This window comes from Pseudoflavitalea sp. G-6-1-2, from assembly GCF_012927185.1.
In the GTDB taxonomy this organism is placed as follows: Bacteria; Bacteroidota; Bacteroidia; order Chitinophagales; family Chitinophagaceae; genus Pseudobacter.
On the sequence record NZ_JABBGB010000001.1, the window covers coordinates 2,128,431 to 2,146,529 of the forward strand.

Below are 18,099 nucleotides of genomic sequence, written 5' to 3' on the forward strand. Positions count from 1 at the left end.
TTTAAAACCATTGTCGTTTGTTCAAATTCATCACCGGCAAACCCCTTTGGGCGAATATCCTTTTTGCCATCACCATTGTGGTGGTACTGCTGTTCATCTTTCTGCAGTCGCTCAACCTTATCACCAAACACGGTAATACACTGGTGATCCCTGCCGTAACAGGCAAAACTTACGAAGAAGCGAAACAGATTCTGGAAAGCAAAGGATTTGATGTGGAGATCCAGGATTCTGTGTACAACGATACAGCAAGGGCGCTGAGCGTGCTCCGCCAGTTCCCCGATGCAGACGAGAATGTGAAGGAGAACAGAACTGTTTATCTCACCATCAACCGCGCAGTTCCGCCTACCATCGAAATGCCGAATCTCGAAGGCCTGAGTTTCCGCAGCGCGGAGATCGCACTTAAACAATACGGACTGAAACTCGGAGATACTACCTACAAAATGGATTTCGCCAAGAACTCCGTACTGGAGCAATGGTACAATGGAACACGCATCAAAGCCAGTTCCAAACTGCCGATGGGCAGCACCATTTCACTGGTACTCGGCAGCGGCCTCGGCACCAATGAATTCGGTGTGCCCGATCTCGTTGGCATGACTTACTCCGAAGCAAAAGTGTTGCTGGAATCGCTCCATCTCACCATCGGAATCCCCGTGGCAGACGCTTCCGTGCGTGACACGGCAAATGCGTATATTTACCGCCAGAGCCCTGAGAAATATGGGCCCGACCGCCAGGTAAACCTCATCCGCCAGGGACAGGTAATGGATATATGGCTTAGTCCCACCAAACCTGAAAAAACAGACGGCGATTCAACCGCTCCTGCAGGACCTGCAACAGAGAATAATTTCTAACTAATAAAACAGAACTATGCAAAATATTACAGCCGAAGAATTAAAGGCAAGGCTCGATGCCGGAGAGAAAATCAACCTGGTAGATGTTCGTGAACCGAATGAGCATGCTGAATTCAATATCGGTGGTCAGCTGGTGCCTCTCGGCCAGATCAGAAATTTTCAGGTAGATGAGATTGAAAACCTGAAAGATGCTGAAGTGATCGTATACTGCCGCAGCGGCAACAGAAGCGGACAAGCCGCGATGCTGCTCGAAACAATGGGTTTCGGCAATGTGCACAACCTCGCAGGAGGCATGATGCGCTGGCAGGAACTGTACAGCTAATTACTGCATTACAATAATGGAAGGCCATCTCAAACGAGGTGGCCTTCCTGTTTATGCAGAGTTGAATTAGTGTGCAGGTTTTTTATCCAGCAATGGCCTCGGATCGAAAACTACACGCAACAGATTGATCTTATCGCCGCGCAGCTGATACCAGCTGCATCCGAAAATCGATTGGCCGTTCATATCGTAATCGCAGAGTACAGCTACATCATTTCCGTTTTCGAATACTTGATGGATGTTGTATTTGATCTTCATTCGGCTCATATCTTCCATGTAATTCGATGCGCCTTCGCGGGAGCCCATTACTCCGGCAAATTTAAAATCTGGTGTCAGCAGGGCTTCTGCTTTTGCCCAGTCTTCATTGTTTAATGCATTCATGAATTGCTGAACGATGTTTAATGATGCTGCCATTGCCGGTATTTTTATGATGAAGTGGAATGCTGGCATAGGAGAGCCTAAAATAATCATGCCAGGGTAGGTAGGAGGCTTATCCTTAACTCTGCAAAAAAGGTATAGAAAAACAAATCAGAGCTTGAAATCTGCCGGGTATTGGAAGCAGGAGTTGTTTGTAACATCTGTTCCATTATCTCAATCAAATAGCGGTAGTAAGTAACTCAAAAATGAATGAGAGGAAGAATGTATAATAAGGAAGAAAATAAATAAAGCGGGGTCGAATAACCCCGCTTTATCGACTATGGTTTTTTTGCTTGATACTCAGGTGGCAAATTGACTACTTTACTGAGCATTTCTTCTACCTCAGCATGCAGTTCAGGATACATTGGCCCCTTAAAAAGTTTTTCCGAATCCGGATAAACTCTGGCGTTTTTGAAGATTTCTTCTGCCAGTTGTTCAAGTGATGTAATTTCCATAAACTAAATGTATGTTTTTTTCTTGACTAAAAAGCCTGAATAATTTTCTCCAGACCTGAATGTTTTCACGAATGAGTAATCGCCAAAGCTGGTAAGACCTCTCAATTCAAAACTCTTTTGCAAAAGTGTAAGATTTGCCGAAATGGCCATTCTGTACAACCTTGTCCGCGCTTCATTACTTCCTTTGAAAACCAACTGTGCCTTTGGTTTCTTTGAAAGGAAGTCCATGGCTGCAACTGCTACAGTTGCCAATACTTTGTTCCTGTCCTGATTTCTGTTCTTTACCATGTCATCTACATCTCCGTTTGCTATCAGATTGCCAAACGAGAGATTATAGATATTCAGGTGGCAGGTCTCTGTAAATTGAACTGTCAGTTTAATATCGCCATTCGGACCAGAGCTGGTGAAATAGTATTCCTTCCCGTCACCTGACACATCCGTGAATTCATATCGTTCATAATGCATTTCCTCATGTGTTTCTCTAGAAACAGAAAACGGTGTTTTTTGTACTAGCCTTCCCGAATATTTTTTTAAAAATAAGTAACAAGAACACTTAACCGATTATTCTTTGAGGTAAAGTATCCCTCCTGGTTTTAGAATAAAACATAGAACGATATTTATTTCCACCGACTTGAAAAATTCCTCGCAGGTGCCTTTCCGGCGATTCGTGGTGCTTTGTTCAGAAGGGTTTAGGTAGAATAAAAAACAGGGGCTGCATCTTCCGATACAACCCCTGTTAGATGGGTGGTTCTTCAATCGTTATAATTTGATCTGCAGCGCTACCAAAAAGTTGGTGCCTGCCATCGGGAAGTAAGAGTTATCTGTAAGGATGGTTCCATCATCTCCATTATACGAATAGGTATATCCGTTAGCAACGTACATTCTGTTGAATACATTGTTCACCTGCACAGCCAGCGTAGATTCTTTGAACAAGAGTTTGCGAAGTGTATAGCTTACGCGTGCATCCTGCACATAATAATCATTCAGCTGATGTGCTTTGAGGCTACTGTTATTCAGGTACTGCTTGCCTACATATTTTGCAGGAAGTGTGATGTCGAGGTCTTTCAACGGAAGGAAAGTGAGTTGTGCTCCTGCAATAACGTTTGGCGCAAAAGCAATATCAGTTGTTTTGCCTGTGCCGTTGTAATTCCTGATCTTATTGCTGCTCAGTGTGAGGTTGCCACCGGCCTGGAACCATTGTGTGAGGCGGGCTTTGGCCTGCAGCTCAACGCCCATGCGGTAGCTGTCTTTCACATTCTGGCGGATATAAGATCCCACATCGTTGATGCTGCCGGTAAGTACCAGCTGATCTTTGTACAGCATATAGTAGAGCGTAGCTCCGTATGAGAAAGTCCCATTCTTTCTTTCAACTCCCAATTCAAAATCGTGCAGTTTCTCAGGTTTGAGACTTTGCCCCTGCGATTTTTTTTCATAATTGGCTTCGAAATCATCACGGTTGGGTTCTCTGTTGCCCATGGAGTAGCTGAGGTAGATCTGGTGATCTTTCAGCGTGTAAGTGATACCTGCTTTTGGATTCACGAAATTGTAAGTTTCGCGTACTCTTGCATCGGGTGTTTTGCGGTAGCCGTTCATCTGATAGAGCACACGGCGGTATTGCAGATCCACAAATGCTTCGAGGGCTGTGCTGAGTTTGCGTTGATATTTCACATATCCGTTCACATCTGTTTTGAAGGCAGTGAGATCGTACCAGCGATGCTTGTAAGGAATATTCTCACCAGCCCACATCACCTGTCCAAAGTGATGATTGTTGAAACGGTTCCATCCGCCGCCTACGCTCATCTGATCTTCATCGCCTTTGTATTGAACAGAGAAGATCTGCCCGAAGTAATCGTTCTTCAGGTGAAGCTGACGAATAAGATCGGTGGCGGAATCTTTTTCGGCTCCCTGAATAATATCGGGTCTGCCGTATTCTTTAAATAATTGTGCTGCTTTGTATTCTTCGTAGTAGCCAGCTCCCTTGGTGAGGAAGAAAGCTGTATTCACCGTCAGTCGCGGATTGAACTGATGATTGATGAAGAGCTGAAAATGATCCTGCTGATAATTGTCTGTCTGGTTATCGTAAGGATCTCCGGGTTTGTCCATCCCCGCATAATTGATGCGGCGATTGGCTTTCAGATCTGCCGCCGATACGCCATACCAGCTCTGATAGGTTTTTTCTTTTCCGGAGAATACATTCAGTCTTACAGAAGTATTGGTTCCGATATAGGCGCCGGAGAGATAGAAAGAGCGGAGATCGCTGGCCGCACGCTCCACATAACCATCGCTGGATATTTTGGAGATGCGTGCATCGATAGTGAAATGATTGTTGATCAATCCGCTTCCTGCTTTCACGGTATGTTTCCATGTGTTGAAAGATCCTGCACTGTTGCTGATCTCGCCATAAGGAGTGGTGATCACTTCATTGGTGGAGAGATTGAGTGTAGCGCCGAAGGCAGTACCGCCGTTGCTGGATGTACCAACACCGCGCTGTATCTGCACATTGCTCACATTGGAGCCGAAGTCGGGGAGGTTCACAAAGAATGTTCCCTGCGATTCAGCATCGTTGTAAGGAATGCCGTTGAGTGTAACATTGATGCGCGTGGCATCTGTACCTCTGATGCGCATGCCCGTGTATCCGATGCCGGTTCCTGCATCGGAGCTCACTACAACAGACGGAGTCTGATTGAGCAGAAAAGGAATATCCTGCCCCAGATTCTGTTTTTCAATATCTTTTTTGGTGAGATTGGTTTTGGTGAAAGGCGATTTCTCACCTGCCTGAATGGCTTTCACTTCTACCGGTTGCATAAAGAGGTTGAGCCTTTCGAGTTTGAACTCTTGTTGCTCATCACTTGCTGAAACAGTTATCTCTACTGCGTTGTAGCCGATGCTGCTGATACGCAGACGATAGTTGCCGGCTTTGATTTTTTTGAAAACGAATTCGCCCGATGCATTGGTGGATGTAGTGGCGATATTGCTTAATTCAACAGTGGCCGATGCTACGGCGGCCCCTGATTGGGAGTCTGTTACTTTGCCCTTTATTTGCTGAGCAAGTAAACAATGGGAACACAATAAATAGCATATCCCCAAAAACAATTTTTGCATGTCCATTTGTTTAATGGTGGGAACAAAGTTTCCCGTGATAAAATTGATTTGAGAGAAAATGCTGCGGGAGTGAAAAGTAGGAGCGATAAAAGCCTTAAGTCTACCTTCCCTGCGCAGGCATTACCCTGACCAGGTTCAACGGGTATTATCTCAGCCGCCTTATTGTATTCAGGCAGCACCCCGGGGAATCTGAAATCTCTTTGGCCAAAGAGGGCGTAAAGATACGTTCAAAAAACTGGTTCCTCCAAACGGGTCGCCGGCCATTTTTCATTTTCGCTTCATACTCGTCTGATAGGTTTGTTGTTGTAATTGATCCGCAACTCTCCATTATTAAAATCAAAACAGTATGAAAACTGGATTATTTATTGTCGCCTCCGTATTGCTTTCCGGCACTGTTATGGCGCAGGAAGCTGCAGTGAAATCAGATAATGCCGCAAAAGCTCAGATCGCTACCAAACCTGTATCGGCAAATGCTGAAGCAAAAGCTAAAACCGAATCTGAATTGCTGAAAGGAAAGGGAAAGGGAAAAGAGGCCACTCAACCGAAAGAAAATAAAGGCAATGCCTATGCCTATGGCAAAATCAATGCTGAAACGCCCAAAGAGGACCGCAAAGAAGTGAAAGCTGCATTGAAACAGACAGTGAAAGACAATCAGGAAGAGGTAAAAGCAACAGCTGCCGCGGGCCGCGCAAAAGGGGATGAACTGAAAGTAAAAGGCGAAGCGAAAGCCGAAGCTGCCAAAGCCAAAGCTGACGCGAAAGTAGAAGCTGCCCATGCCAAAGGAGAAGCTGCGAGAGCTGAGGCAGTCACCAAAGTGGAGGCCGCTCACGATAAAGGATCAGAAAAATTGAAATCTTCCGGAGGTTCTGTAAATTCAACGCTGAATAGTGCTGCGCAAACCGAAATCAAAACACCAAAAATAAAAACCAGCCATCACGCCAATGTTCAGTCACAGATAAAAACAAAGCCCATCAAAGCTTCTGTGAAAACTGTAACAGCTGTGAAAGCAGGTCTAAAATAATAACAGATTGTGCTGTCGAAACTAAATAGTCACAAGAGAGCCAAACCAATCGCTGTATTTATTCTATTGGCGATCTGTACCCTGCAAGCCTGGGCCAATGTGGAAAAGCCACAGCCCAGGCTGCGTTATATCCGGAACCATAGCTTCACAACGCTTCTTCAAATCAGTATCAACGACACAGTTCCGATTACCAAACCCGCCAATCCCAATACAAAAGAGGAGCTGAAAAAACAGGAGCCCTCCGTTGGCCAGGCAAAGCAGACTGCTAAAGACGCAGCCAAAGATGTGCCTGTGCAGGAGGCCATCAAACCCATCAAAGAAGTTCCAAAAGCCCGCAGACAAAATAAACCCGTAGTTGTACAGGGACCGAATATCCCTGTGAAAGTGCCGAGAATCAAAACACCCAAAGTGGTGATCAAAAAAATAAAGCTCTGATAACCGAAGGCTGAAAAAATTTATACATGAAACAATTCATCGCGGTTCTGTCTCTGCTGCTTTGCGCTACCAGTCTGAGTTTTGGACAGGAACAGCAAACTGCTGTCTCCGATACTGCCGCTACAGAAGCGGACAGTGTACCTCCTAAATCAACGCTCACCGTTGGAACAACCTTTGCCAGCAATGCCAGTTACTACGGACAACGGGCCGAAGAAAAAACACCTTACATTGCGTTGCTTGCTTCCTGGAACCACAAATCGGGTTTCTATCTCACTACGGTTGCCTATCGTTTGCTGAACGATTCGTCGAGGCTCGCCTCCGCTTACAATATCGGAGCCGGTTATGAGTTCAAACTCTCTGAAACTTTCTCCATGGACCTCGGATACAATTACACTTTTTATCCGAAGCTGTCGCCGTTTTTACAGGCTGCCAATCCGCACATGGTCAACGTTACGTTCTCGCATGAGAAATGGATGAAATCCAGTCTCACGCTCGATTACGCATTCGGCAAAACGAATGATTTTTTCACCACGGCAGGTTTCTCCAAGTCGTTCGATCTGTTCAGCATCGGTAAAAAAGATATCGTCACTTTTACGCCGCTGGCAGAGATTTCAGCCGGCACCCAGCATTTCTACGAGTATTACGGAACAGAGAAAAAGAAACGCGACAGCATACTAGGCAAAATAAAAGATATCATACCTGGTATCGGAAATGGTAATGGTAATGGCAACGGAAACGGCAATGGCAACGGTGGTGGAAATGGTAACGGTAATGGCAACACCACCACCATCATTGAAAAAAGCACTACCAGTTTTGATCTGCTTTCTTACAATCTCAAATTACCCATCGCATATAACCGCTCCAATCTTGTCTTTGAACTGAGCTGTCAGTTTTCTTTGCTAAGCAACAAAGTCGCTTACAGACCCGGTAAGCTCAATACATTTTTCGGAGCCAGTTTTTATTATCAGTTCTGACCATATGAAAGTACTCATAGTAGAAGATGAAAGATCGATGGCGCTGGAAGTGGAACACTTTCTCAAACGCTCTTCCTGGCTCTGCGATCTTGCTTTCACAGCAAGACAGGCGAAGCAGTTCATGGAAGAAGGCAGTTATGATTTTATTCTGCTCGATCTTGGTCTCCCTGATCAGGATGGACTGAAAGTGCTGGAAGAAGCCAGAAAGAATTGTCCGGATGCCTCTTACATCATCATCACCGCCCGCGGCAAACTCGAAGACCGTATCATGGGCCTCGACCTTGGCGCTGATGATTATCTGAGCAAACCGTTTTCACTGCTGGAGCTGCAATCGCGCATGCACGCCATTGTTCGCCGCAAATCGGGATTGAACAATTCAATAGTGGCAGTGGGCGATTTTTCCATTCACCTCACCAATCGTGTGGTGCTGTTCAATGAGGAGGATGTTGGCCTCAGCAAAAAAGAATTCGATCTGCTCAGTTATCTGGTGCTGCATAAGAATCGTCCACTTACAAGAATGCAACTGAGTGAGCATATCTGGGGAGGATTTTCAGACGGCGATTACGATTCCAACTACATCGATGTGCACATCAAAAACATCAGAAAAAAAATGACGGCCTTTGCTCCGGTGGATTGGTTGCAAACCATCCGTGGAGTAGGATACAAAATAAAACTCTGATCACTAACATGAAGCTGCTCACCAAACTCACGCTGTTCTCCACGATATCGAAACTGGTTATCGTGTTGCTGTTCGTTTGGTTGCTGCCGATTCTTGTAGACAGGGTAGCCTTCGGATATGCCGATTACAGGCTGAAGCAGCAGGAGAAAAAAGTGTTCGATGTGATAAAGACAAACGGCATCGATTATTATTTCGCAGGCGATTCAACATACGGCAGCTACACACTGCTGAAAGAAGAATATGTTTCACTGGAGAAAGCAAATGCGTTGGTCTATCCCGATACGTTGCAGACTGCCGAACGTATTGTGGAAGGAGATACGCTCAACTATCGCATGCTCATCCGCAACTTCGATTACAACGATCGGCATTACACGCTCGAAATAGGAAAAACCATTGCCAGCATCAGGCAATACAATGTGCCGCTGCAAAGAATTGCGTTGTATGTGCTCGCGGCGTTGGTGGGCATCACGCTGCTCACCGATCTTTTTGTTACCCGCACATTGTTGCGGCCACTCAGCAATATCATTCGGGATAAACTCATCAATTCATCTTTTCCATTCCGGCAAACATTCAAACCTGTTAAAACCAGCACCGCCGATTTCAGGTACCTCGATGAAAGCCTCATGGCACTGATGCAGCAGATCACGCAGGATTTCGAGCGCGAACGCGCTTTCACTTCCAATGCCTCGCACGAACTGATGACGCCCATCGGCATACTCCAGACAAAAATGGAAAACCTGATGCTCAGCGAAATCGACGAAGCTGCGCAGCAACGCCTGATCGATATGATGACCATCCTCGCCAGGCTCAAGCGGATAGTAAATGCCCTGCTGCTCATCTCCCGCATCGAGAATGCGCAGTACGCAAGAACTGATGTGGTGAATATCGATCAGCTCATTCACGAGATCACAGATGAGCTGAGCGATCGCATGGAAAGCAAGAACATCACCCTTCAGTCCGATATGCAGAAAAACCTGCAGCTGAAACAGCTGAACCGCGATCTCATATTCCAGCTTTTCTATAATCTCATCACCAATGCCATCCGCTACAACAGGGAAGGGGGACGGATCGACATCTCCGGATCGTATGACAATTCAGGATCATACGCCATTACCATCAGCGATACCGGCCAGGGTATTCCGGATGATGAGCTGAATGTAATTTTCAACAGATTCAAAAAAGGCAGTAACCCCACCGGTGAGGGAAATGGGCTTGGACTATCCATTGTTCAGAGTATTGCCGGGTATCATGGGATAACCGTTTCGGTAAAGAGCTGGCCCGGCGCCGGTACGGCCTTTACAGTTACATTTCCGCAATCCATGGTAGCTGAATGACCCTTCAGGCGCAGTTTCCGGTAATCCTTCCAAAAATCTCAGGTTGAGCAGAAAAAACTGTAACATTTCGGTATGGTGGTGCGTCATTATTACTGAAACCGATCAAACCGAAAATAATTTGCTATGAAAAAAATTGGACTAAGCATTGCAGCTCTGCTCTTTACAGTAGTTTTACTGGGTCAACGTACCTTTAACGATCCCAATGCCGAAGTGCGCGAAGTGAGTAATTTCAAGGGGGTGCGTGTATCAACCGGAATTCAGCTGATACTTACGCAGGGAGATACTGAAGCCTGTGCCGTTAGCGTTCCTGAAGAGGAATGGAGAAAGAAAGTGATCACGCAGGTGGAAGACGGAATTCTGAAGATCTTTGTTGAGCATACCGGCGTCACAATCCGGTTCAAGAAATTCAGGAAACCCATCAAAGCGTATGTGAGCATCAAAACGGTGGAGAAACTGGTGGCGTCTGCCGGAGCAAGCATGGAGATCGACGGAACCGTAAAATCGGATGCTCTCGATCTGAAAGTGGCGAGTGGTGCGGACTTTAAAGGAAATATCGAAGTGGCTTTTCTGAAAGCGGAAAGTGAAAGCGGTGCCGATGTGAAAATTTCCGGAGTAGCTTCGAAAGTTGACATCAGCGGAGGAAGCGGAAGTGATTTCCACGGATACGATCTTATCACAGAAAAAGCGAATGTAAAAGTGAACAGCGGAGCATCCGTAAAACTCACTGTAAATAAAGAAATCAGCGCTACAGCCGGTAGCGGGGGAGATGTACTGTACAAAGGCAATGCAGTAAGAACATCTGTACATACCAATAGCGGCGGCAGTGTTACCAATACAAAATAAGCCCGAAAAACAAGCGAGACTATGATCAGAAGATGGATAATAATGTTACTGGCCCTCCTGCCACTTGCGGCATCAGCGCAGAAAGTAATCATTAACGACCCCAATGTAGCCCCCCGAACGTTGAATGAATCTTTCCATTCCATCACCGTTTCTCATTCGATCGATCTTTTTGTTTCACAGAGTGATCAGGAAGGACTGGCAGTAAGCGCTGTAAAAGAAGAGTATCGCGATAAGATCCGGACCGAAATAAAAGGCGGCGTACTCAGAATTTATTTCGAGAACGACAAGATGGTTTCCTTTCATGGCAATATGAAACTCCGTGCCTACGTGAGTTTCAAAGAACTGAAAAAGATCACAGCGTCCGGATCAAGCGATGTTATTGCAACCAACACCATCAATGTGCCCGATCTCACCATCGACATGAGTGGTTCCAGCGATTTCAAAGGAACCGTAACTGTTACCAACTTAACGGCCAAACTCTCCGGCGCATCTGATGCGATACTGAGCGGATCGGCCACTAATGCAGTGATCAATGCCACAGGCGCCAGCGATGTGAGAGGTTACGATCTGAGTGCCGATTACTGTACCGTTGAATCGAGTGGTGCGTCGGATGTTCATATAACGGTGAACAAAGAACTCAATGCGCGTGCATCCGGCTCAAGTGATATCAGTTATAAAGGAGAAGCGCCGGTGCGGAATGTGAGCACCAGTGGCAGCAGCAGTGTAAGCAAAAAAAATAATTAGGTTTCTGCATCATCGGCCGAAGGCCCAGAGCAGAAATGCAGGAAGTTCAGCGCTCCAGTAAGGCCAATCGTGTTGCCCCTGGGGCGCTTCTTTGTATACGATATTTGCTGCGGGAACATTTTTCTCTTTGAGCAGGGCGATCACATCCTGTGTATCGTCGATCACATCGATGATGCCATCTTTGTCCCGGTCTGAATTCTCTTCTTTTGCTCCGGCGTAGAACCAATATTGCTGATCAGGTTTTTTGCGCGATGCTTTCAGGCGGGCGATGATGATGCGGTTCTTGTCGTTATTGTAACTGCTGTCTTTGGTGTCTTTGTCGCGCCACCAGAAAGAGCCGGAGAATACCCCGATCTTATCGATCTTGTCGGAATGTGTGAAGCCGATATCGAAAGCGCTCAATCCTCCGAGTGAGCAGCCTGCAATGGCAAATGACTGAAATTTTCTTACTCCCGATTTCTTTTTGATGTATGGATAGAGTTCGTTGTTGATGAAGTCGTCGTAATGATCGGCTTTGCCGCCTCTTTGTTCGTAATCGGGTTTGCCGGCAACGCCGTACTGCTGCATGCGATCGCCTGCATGAACGGCAACAATCACGAGTGGCTTGATGGCTTTGGCTTTCCAGAGGCTGTCGGTAATGGCTTTGATGCGAAAGCGTTCGGCATCTTGTCCGTCGTTAATGATCAACAAATTGAGTTGAGCATGATCATCGGGTACAGGTGTATTGATAACTGTAAGTAATATTTTTTGCTGAAGGTGGCGGCTGTAAAGTTCGTCCTGTTGTTGTGAAACGCCCTTTCCACAGGAGAAGAAGAAGGGGATGAAAAGCGGTAGAAGGGAGAGGTATTTCATGTTGTGAATATACAATTTGTAAAAAAATGAATCTCAATGAATATGAAACCCCTATATTTGCATCGCGAAGTAGAGCAGCGGTAGCTCGTCGGGCTCATAACCCGAAGGTCCCAGGTTCGATCCCTGGCTTCGCAACCAAAGAAAGTAAGGCCCGCTCATCGAGCGGGTTTTTTCGTTTGGGTGATGCAGGAACGGTTTGTGAGCGATTGCAATTCATAAAAAAGTGAATTTCATTTTGGTAGGAAACTGAAAACCCCTACCTTTGCACTCCACATCGCGAAGTAGAGCAGCGGTAGCTCGTCGGGCTCATAACCCGAAGGTCCCAGGTTCGATCCCTGGCTTCGCAACAAGAAAACACAAAACCCGCTCCTGTAGCGGGTTTTGTGTTTTCTGGATTTCTGCGAAAAAAATAAATGAAGTCAGTGGTGTTTGATTCAGATAGTTTGAAGAACCGATGCAGCTGATCTATTTTTTTGAGTAGAAAGATGTACAAAATTGAAAACGGAGCAGGATGGCCTGCCCGGAAAATTTGTTGATCGTATTCTTTTTTGAAATTTTTAATTGCGGCATACGGAGTCGCAGCGGAATGGCAACTTTATGTAGCTGTTCCGTTTTTTATTGCCTCATAGTGAAGAAGCAGTTGCAGGGCAACAAATTTGCAATAGTCCATATGCGTTTTTCTTAGATGACTAGTGAAGCAGCATGATCGCACCGCGGTTATGCTGCTTTTTTTGAAGGGGACTTATCTTTTTGGGCCTTCCATTGTTCCTGAGAATGATTTTTTCCAGCTTTTCATAACTGTCTGCTAATCATAACTTCACTAAAAATTCCTGCTGCCCGTCCTTATTTCAGTACCTTTGCACCGCCCGCCCCGGCGGGTATCATTATTTCTGACCAGCTCATTCAGTATGAAAACAGGATTTGTGACCATATTCGGCCGGCCCAATGCCGGCAAAAGCACGCTGATGAACGCCCTCATGGGCGAGAAGCTGGCTATTGTATCACCCAAGGTCCAAACCACCCGTCACCGCATCAGGGGCATCCTCACTACCGATGATTATCAGATCATCCTCAGCGATACCCCCGGCATCATCGATCCTAAGTACAAACTCCAGGAGAAAATGATGATGGCAGTTAAAAGCGCCATGGAAGATTCCGATGTAGCGCTGCTGCTGTTCGACGTAAATGAAGATCTCGAAGAAGCCAACACTATCTTCGAAGCGCTCAAGCTGAAAGTGCCGGCCATTGTTGTGATCAACAAACTGGATAAGGCCAGCAAAGAAAGAAAGGAAGAAGTATATGCTTACTTCGGTTCCAAAGCATACTGCAAAGAACTCGTTGGCATATCTGCACTCAAAGGAATGCAACTCGACGATCTGTTGAAGGGCATTCTCAAGTACCTTCCTGAAGGCGCACCATTTTTCGACGGAGAAGAAATGACGGATCTGCCCACAAGATTCTTTGTGGCCGAAATGATCCGCGAAAAAATATTCTACCTGTACAAGGAAGAGATACCTTATCATACCACGGTGATCATCACCGAATTCAAAGAAAAATCAACTTTAACTAAGATAGTGGCCGACATCATCGTGCAGCGGGAAACACAAAAAGTTATCCTGCTGGGCGAAGGCGGAAAAATGATCAAACAGCTCGGAACCCAGTCCAGAGTAGACATTGAAGCCTTCATCGGCAGAAAAGTGTTCCTCGAACTGTTTGTGAAAGTGCGTCCCAAATGGCGCGACAACGAGTTCATGCTGAAAGAATACGGATACTATTAATAAAATCAAGAGGCATCATGGCAGGTTTCACTGTAGCAATCGTCGGGCGACCGAATGTAGGGAAAAGTACATTTTTTAATCGCCTGCTTGAGCAGCGCAAAGCAATTGTAGACGATCAGAGCGGCGTAACGCGCGATCGTCAGTACGGCGTTTGCGACTGGAATGGAAAAGTATTCAACGTAATCGATACCGGTGGTTTCGTTCCGCAGAGCGAAGATGTGTTCGAGCGCGAAATCCGCAAGCAGGTAATGATTGCTGTGGAAGAAGCCAATGCCATCGTATTCATGGCCGATGCTGCAACCGGCATCACCGACCTCGACGAAGCGATGGCCGATGTACTTCGCCGTACTTCAAAACCCGTATTCATCGCAGTAAATAAAGTAGATAATCCTGAACGTCTCCTCGAAGCCACCGAGTTCTACAGCTTCGGGTTCGACAATATATTTTTCATCTCTGCCATGAGCGGCAGTGGCACCGGCGAAATTCTCGATGCCATTACCGAGCTCATCACCGATAAAGAAGCAACAGAGCAGGAAGAGCTGAATGAGCTCCCACGTTTTGCCATCATCGGACAGCCCAACACCGGAAAATCCTCTCTGCTCAATGCATTGATAGGACAGGAGCGTACCATTGTGAGTGATATCGCAGGCACTACCCGCGACACCATCCACACCCGCTACAATCTCTTTCAGAAAGATTTCTTTCTGATCGATACAGCAGGTATCCGTCGTAAGAACAAAGTGAATGAAGATCTGGAGTTCTACTCCGTGATCCGCGCCATCAAAGCGATGGACGAAGCCGATGTTTGTCTGATGCTGCTCGATGCTGAGAAAGGCATCACTCAGCAGGATCTGAACATCTTCAGCCTTGCCGCCAAAAAAGGAAAAGGCATTGTGCTGCTGGTGAACAAGTGGGATCTGGTATCGAAAGAAACCAACACTGCCCGCGATTATGAAAAAGAACTGAAAGAAAGGATCGCTCCATTTACCGATGTGCCCGTTCTCTTCATTTCAGCAAAAGATAAGATCCGCATTCACAAAGCAATCGAAGTAGCGTTGCAGGTGTACGATAACAAGAGCCGCAAGATCCCTACTTCCAAGCTGAACGAAGTAATGCTGAAAGCCATCGAAAGCTACCACCCGCCGGTGGTTCGTGGCGTTCCCATCCGCATCAAATACGTTACGCAGTTGCCAACGCATGTGCCTTCATTTGCGTTCTTTGCCAACCTGCCGGATGAGATCAAAACACCGTATAAGAACTATCTGGAAAATCAGCTGAGGCAGAATTTCGACTTCAAAGGAGTTCCTGTAAGAATATTCTTCAGGAAGAAATAATTGTGAATTTTTGATGATATATGTCAAATCACTTGCAAGGAATAAAAAACCTTCTACCTTTGCGCCCATCTGATTAAACTCTAAAAAGCAAGTTCGCATGAAAAAGATTTTCGCAATCATGGCAGTAGCCGGTGTATTAGTAGCATGTAACGACAGTGGTCATACCGAGCCTAAAACTGGTACTGACTCTTTAACTAATCAACAAGCTGCTCCAACACCAGCACCAGATTCAACTGTAAACAAGTCTGATTCTTCTGCTCCTAAAGTTGACACTACTGCAAAGAAAGATAGCACTGCAAAGCACTAATTGCTTTTCGCATAAACTTCTTGCAAGAAAGGCCCCGGAACATTCCGGGGTTTTTTATTGCCCACACCCTTGCATGGTATCTTTTTTTATTTGTATCTTGCCTTCCTGAACCACACTTTCCTCTATATTCCATAAAGTTTCCTACCAAAAAAACCTCTGGAATCCATCTCCTGTGCATTCTGCTTCCTGATTCTTAAACTACTCATGTATGAAAAAAATCTACATGCTTACCGTAGCATGGGTATTTATCGTTGTGGCCAGCGGTTACGCTCAATCAACTAAATACTGGAGAGGCCCTGCAGGTGGAAACTGGAATAACGTGGCCAACTGGTCTGATGATGGTATTTCAACGCCCGCTTCTTCTGTACCCGGCCCACTCGATGTGGCTATTTTCAACCAGGGGTCCCCGGTTGTAAATGTCGATTTCGGTACTGCTTACAAGCTCAAATCTCTTGTTGTTACCGGTAATATCACTGTGAAACTCGTTGCTGCAACTGCAGCCACCATCGATGTTTCCGGCGATGGTTCCACGGATTATGGATTGAAGATCGATGCAGGCAGCAGGCTCGAAGACAGTACATCTGCCGATGTTTCATTCAAATTCAATTTTGCCGACAACTCAAGAGGACTGGTCAATGGCACCTGGTATTTTGGTGGTCATAGTTCTGTAACCGGAACAAACGGTCCTACGTATAGCTTGCCTGTAGCTAACACATTTACCAACAGACTCGATGTGAATGGTACTGTGATCGTTTCACAGAAATGTTTTCCTTTTACCGGCAGCTCCGGCAGTACCTACATTTACTTCAACGATAACTCCGAGTACAGGCATGCTATGAATGGGGTAGGACTGGTGCGTGCCAAATGGGCTGTTAATTCTACTATCAGAATTACCGGCATCACAACCAACCCGCCGGCCACGAATATGCCGTCGAGTGCAGAAATCGGAAACCTTGTGATTGATTGTCCTAATATAGTTAATGATGGTATGAACCTTGCACTGCCCAACAATCTCAACATTAAAGGCAATCTGCAGTTTCTGAATACTAATAATAAAAGGTTCGAGATTGGTGCTGTGAATTTTCCTACTAATCCTATTAACTATACGATAGAAAAGAATCTCGAGATCAGCGCCAACTCCAATGTTTCGTTGGGTGGAGTAACTGCCAATGCAACAAAAAGCTGGATTGTTCAGGTAAACGGAAATTTCATTCAGAGTGGCGGAACATTCAATATCCGCGATGCTGCTACCGTTAATGCAACAGCTGTTACCGAACTTAAGATCAAAGGCAATATGCTGCAAACAGCAGGTACTTTTGGTGCCGCTTCTACAGCTAACGCAAGTGCGACCGACCTGTTCGTTGTAGAACTCAATGGTGCTGCGGCACAGACCGTAGGCATCAATTCAGGTACCATCGATAACGCAGGAAATTATGTAATGCTTCGCATCAACAATTCCGGCAGCGGAATAACACTTACCAAACCTTTGGCTGTTGGCCGTCTTATCTGGACAGGCAACAAAGGAAAGATCACTGCCAGCGCAGCAAATGCACTCACAGTAAATAACCCTGCACTGACTGCTGTAAGCGGACAAGCTGCAAACGGATACGTTGCGGGCAAGATGATCCGCCGAACCAATCAGGCAACAGCCTATGAGCTTCCTGTTGGTGGTGCTGCTTATCGTCCATGTCATGTAATTCCGAATGCTGCAACTGTATCGTCTTACGCAGCTGAATATGTAACCGGCGCTTATTCCGTTATAGCTGTCACTTCTCCATTAACCAAAGTGTCGAACAGCGAATACTGGAATATCGATCTCGTAAGCGGGGTTCCTGCATCAGTTCAGCTGACATTGAATGGCGCAGTGAATGGCGCCAGCGCGCTCAATGAGATCACCGTTGCACATTTCAATACCGGCACCAACAAATGGGAAAGCGCGAAAGGCGCTACAGGTACAGTTTTGACCCCAGGCAATTCCAGCAGCGGAACAGTGAAGTCCGATGTAATGAACAGCTTCAGTCCGTTTACCTTCGGCGTTCTGCCAGGGTCCGCACTGCCCGTGTATCTTGTATCTTTCAATGCGAAGAAATTATCTTCTTCAACCGCCAAACTTGAGTGGACCATCACTACCAACAGCGACCCCGACAGATTTGAGATCCTGCGTTCCGATGATGGCATCAACTTCCGTCAGATAGGAACTGTAAGAGCAGTTGGATCGCAACTCAGTTATACATATCAGGATGATCAGCTTCCTGCAAAAACTGCTTACTACAAACTGCGCATGCTCGATGTGAAAGGCCTCGAAAACCAAAGCCGCATTGTTACGGTATTCAACAGCGTTGAAGGTCTCGTTATCAACTCCATGTTGCCTACATTGGTGACCAGTCAGGCAAAACTCAATATCAGCACGGCGGGTAGAACAAACCTCAGACTTGCTGTAACAGATATGTACGGAAGAGTTGTGTATCAGCAGCAGACTGCACTTGCCGCAGGCAGTCAGGATATATTCCTGCAACTCGGTCAGCTTGCTGCCGGAGCCTATCAGGTGACCGGTTATCTTGAAAACGGACAAAGAACCACCAGCATCCGTTTCATCAAACAATAGACGTTTTTGATGTTCTGAATATGCAAAAGCGGCAGCCCTGAGGCTGCCGCTT

At 46.1% G+C, this 18,099-nt stretch carries 18 protein-coding genes, 2 tRNA genes and 1 riboswitch; of the genes, 15 read left to right on the top strand and 5 right to left on the bottom strand.

The annotated features are described in order from the left end of the window. The first annotated feature begins 17 nt into the window (after positions 1 to 17). Entirely contained in the window at positions 18 to 848 is an 831-nt protein-coding gene (locus HHL16_RS08885; RefSeq protein WP_206022303.1) for a PASTA domain-containing protein, read from the top strand. Between the two features lie 16 nt (positions 849 to 864). Next, positions 865 to 1,170, top strand: a complete 306-nt coding sequence (locus HHL16_RS08890) for a rhodanese-like domain-containing protein (protein ID WP_169424771.1) — start codon at positions 865 to 867, stop codon at positions 1,168 to 1,170. Between the two features lie 66 nt (positions 1,171 to 1,236). Here the strand turns inward: HHL16_RS08890 and HHL16_RS08895 are convergent, their stop codons facing one another. The 4 genes from HHL16_RS08895 to HHL16_RS08910 all read right to left on the bottom strand — a co-directional run bounded on the left by HHL16_RS08895 (position 1,237) and on the right by HHL16_RS08910 (position 5,141). Further along, positions 1,237 to 1,581, bottom strand: a complete 345-nt coding sequence (locus HHL16_RS08895) for a nuclear transport factor 2 family protein (RefSeq protein WP_169424772.1) — start codon at positions 1,579 to 1,581, stop codon at positions 1,237 to 1,239. 281 nt (positions 1,582 to 1,862) lie between these two features. Continuing rightward, entirely contained in the window at positions 1,863 to 2,039 is a 177-nt protein-coding gene (locus HHL16_RS08900) for a hypothetical protein (protein WP_169424773.1), read from the bottom strand. A gap of 3 nt (positions 2,040 to 2,042) precedes the next feature. Next, positions 2,043 to 2,504, bottom strand: a complete 462-nt coding sequence (locus HHL16_RS08905) for a hypothetical protein (RefSeq protein WP_169424774.1) — start codon at positions 2,502 to 2,504, stop codon at positions 2,043 to 2,045. A 294-nt stretch (positions 2,505 to 2,798) separates the two neighbouring features. Beyond that, positions 2,799 to 5,141 carry a TonB-dependent receptor gene (locus HHL16_RS08910; RefSeq protein ID WP_169424775.1) on the bottom strand — a complete coding sequence of 781 codons (2,343 nt, stop codon included), beginning with the start codon at positions 5,139 to 5,141 and terminating at the stop codon, positions 2,799 to 2,801. Between the two features lie 89 nt (positions 5,142 to 5,230). Then, positions 5,231 to 5,334, bottom strand: a riboswitch (TPP riboswitch). A 153-nt stretch (positions 5,335 to 5,487) separates the two neighbouring features. Here HHL16_RS08910 and HHL16_RS08915 point away from each other — a divergent pair. From HHL16_RS08915 to HHL16_RS08945, 7 genes are all read left to right on the top strand, one after another. Beyond that, complete coding sequence (locus HHL16_RS08915; RefSeq protein ID WP_169424776.1) at positions 5,488 to 6,162, top strand: hypothetical protein; 675 nt, start codon at positions 5,488 to 5,490, stop codon at positions 6,160 to 6,162. A 9-nt stretch (positions 6,163 to 6,171) separates the two neighbouring features. Further along, a complete protein-coding gene (locus HHL16_RS08920; protein ID WP_169424777.1) occupies positions 6,172 to 6,597 on the top strand; it encodes a hypothetical protein in 426 nt (141 codons plus the stop codon). Positions 6,598 to 6,623: 26 nt separating this feature from the next. Beyond that, complete coding sequence (locus tag HHL16_RS08925; RefSeq protein ID WP_169423094.1) at positions 6,624 to 7,571, top strand: hypothetical protein; 948 nt, start codon at positions 6,624 to 6,626, stop codon at positions 7,569 to 7,571. Positions 7,572 to 7,575: 4 nt separating this feature from the next. Then, positions 7,576 to 8,250, top strand: a complete 675-nt coding sequence (locus HHL16_RS08930; RefSeq protein ID WP_169424778.1) for a response regulator transcription factor — start codon at positions 7,576 to 7,578, stop codon at positions 8,248 to 8,250. 8 nt (positions 8,251 to 8,258) lie between these two features. Beyond that, on the top strand, positions 8,259 to 9,584 hold the full coding sequence (locus HHL16_RS08935; protein ID WP_169424779.1) for a HAMP domain-containing sensor histidine kinase: 1,326 nt from the start codon (positions 8,259 to 8,261) through the stop codon (positions 9,582 to 9,584). A 123-nt stretch (positions 9,585 to 9,707) separates the two neighbouring features. Then, positions 9,708 to 10,427: a head GIN domain-containing protein gene (locus tag HHL16_RS08940; RefSeq protein ID WP_169424780.1), complete on the top strand. Its 720-nt coding sequence runs from the start codon at positions 9,708 to 9,710 to the stop codon at positions 10,425 to 10,427. Positions 10,428 to 10,448: 21 nt separating this feature from the next. Next, positions 10,449 to 11,171: a head GIN domain-containing protein gene (locus HHL16_RS08945; protein WP_169424781.1), complete on the top strand. Its 723-nt coding sequence runs from the start codon at positions 10,449 to 10,451 to the stop codon at positions 11,169 to 11,171. 9 nt (positions 11,172 to 11,180) lie between these two features. On the opposite strand, the gene HHL16_RS08950 is transcribed toward HHL16_RS08945, so the two are convergent. Then, on the bottom strand, positions 11,181 to 12,023 hold the full coding sequence (locus HHL16_RS08950) for an alpha/beta hydrolase-fold protein (RefSeq protein WP_169424782.1): 843 nt from the start codon (positions 12,021 to 12,023) through the stop codon (positions 11,181 to 11,183). Between the two features lie 63 nt (positions 12,024 to 12,086). Here HHL16_RS08950 and HHL16_RS08955 point away from each other — a divergent pair. The 6 genes from HHL16_RS08955 to HHL16_RS08980 all read left to right on the top strand — a co-directional run bounded on the left by HHL16_RS08955 (position 12,087) and on the right by HHL16_RS08980 (position 18,047). Continuing rightward, positions 12,087 to 12,161 (top strand) — tRNA-Met (locus tag HHL16_RS08955). A 137-nt stretch (positions 12,162 to 12,298) separates the two neighbouring features. Then, positions 12,299 to 12,370 (top strand) — tRNA-Met (locus HHL16_RS08960). A 561-nt stretch (positions 12,371 to 12,931) separates the two neighbouring features. Next, positions 12,932 to 13,801 carry a GTPase Era gene (gene era, locus HHL16_RS08965; RefSeq protein ID WP_169424783.1) on the top strand — a complete coding sequence of 290 codons (870 nt, stop codon included), beginning with the start codon at positions 12,932 to 12,934 and terminating at the stop codon, positions 13,799 to 13,801. A gap of 17 nt (positions 13,802 to 13,818) precedes the next feature. Next, complete coding sequence (gene der / locus HHL16_RS08970; protein WP_169424784.1) at positions 13,819 to 15,135, top strand: ribosome biogenesis GTPase Der; 1,317 nt, start codon at positions 13,819 to 13,821, stop codon at positions 15,133 to 15,135. A gap of 97 nt (positions 15,136 to 15,232) precedes the next feature. Then, positions 15,233 to 15,442, top strand: a complete 210-nt coding sequence (locus tag HHL16_RS08975) for a hypothetical protein (RefSeq protein WP_169424785.1) — start codon at positions 15,233 to 15,235, stop codon at positions 15,440 to 15,442. Between the two features lie 208 nt (positions 15,443 to 15,650). Further along, positions 15,651 to 18,047 carry a hypothetical protein gene (locus HHL16_RS08980; RefSeq protein WP_169424786.1) on the top strand — a complete coding sequence of 799 codons (2,397 nt, stop codon included), beginning with the start codon at positions 15,651 to 15,653 and terminating at the stop codon, positions 18,045 to 18,047. The last annotated feature ends 52 nt before the right edge of the window (positions 18,048 to 18,099 follow it).

Excerpts from the sequence above, each read along its gene's own strand:
- HHL16_RS08890 (WP_169424771.1), top strand. The coding sequence starts at position 865 with ATGCAAAATATTACAGCCGAAGAATTAAAGGCAAGGCTCGATGCCGGA.
- HHL16_RS08895 (WP_169424772.1), bottom strand. The coding sequence starts at position 1,581 with ATGGCAGCATCATTAAACATCGTTCAGCAATTCATGAATGCATTAAAC.
- HHL16_RS08900 (WP_169424773.1), bottom strand. The coding sequence starts at position 2,039 with ATGGAAATTACATCACTTGAACAACTGGCAGAAGAAATCTTCAAAAAC.
- HHL16_RS08905 (WP_169424774.1), bottom strand. The coding sequence starts at position 2,504 with ATGCATTATGAACGATATGAATTCACGGATGTGTCAGGTGACGGGAAG.
- HHL16_RS08910 (WP_169424775.1), bottom strand. The coding sequence starts at position 5,141 with ATGCAAAAATTGTTTTTGGGGATATGCTATTTATTGTGTTCCCATTGT.
- HHL16_RS08915 (WP_169424776.1), top strand. The coding sequence starts at position 5,488 with ATGAAAACTGGATTATTTATTGTCGCCTCCGTATTGCTTTCCGGCACT.
- HHL16_RS08925 (WP_169423094.1), top strand. The coding sequence starts at position 6,624 with ATGAAACAATTCATCGCGGTTCTGTCTCTGCTGCTTTGCGCTACCAGT.
- HHL16_RS08930 (WP_169424778.1), top strand. The coding sequence starts at position 7,576 with ATGAAAGTACTCATAGTAGAAGATGAAAGATCGATGGCGCTGGAAGTG.
- HHL16_RS08935 (WP_169424779.1), top strand. The coding sequence starts at position 8,259 with ATGAAGCTGCTCACCAAACTCACGCTGTTCTCCACGATATCGAAACTG.
- HHL16_RS08940 (WP_169424780.1), top strand. The coding sequence starts at position 9,708 with ATGAAAAAAATTGGACTAAGCATTGCAGCTCTGCTCTTTACAGTAGTT.
- HHL16_RS08945 (WP_169424781.1), top strand. The coding sequence starts at position 10,449 with ATGATCAGAAGATGGATAATAATGTTACTGGCCCTCCTGCCACTTGCG.
- HHL16_RS08950 (WP_169424782.1), bottom strand. The coding sequence starts at position 12,023 with ATGAAATACCTCTCCCTTCTACCGCTTTTCATCCCCTTCTTCTTCTCC.
- era (WP_169424783.1), top strand. The coding sequence starts at position 12,932 with ATGAAAACAGGATTTGTGACCATATTCGGCCGGCCCAATGCCGGCAAA.
- der (WP_169424784.1), top strand. The coding sequence starts at position 13,819 with ATGGCAGGTTTCACTGTAGCAATCGTCGGGCGACCGAATGTAGGGAAA.
- HHL16_RS08975 (WP_169424785.1), top strand. The coding sequence starts at position 15,233 with ATGAAAAAGATTTTCGCAATCATGGCAGTAGCCGGTGTATTAGTAGCA.
- HHL16_RS08980 (WP_169424786.1), top strand. The coding sequence starts at position 15,651 with ATGAAAAAAATCTACATGCTTACCGTAGCATGGGTATTTATCGTTGTG.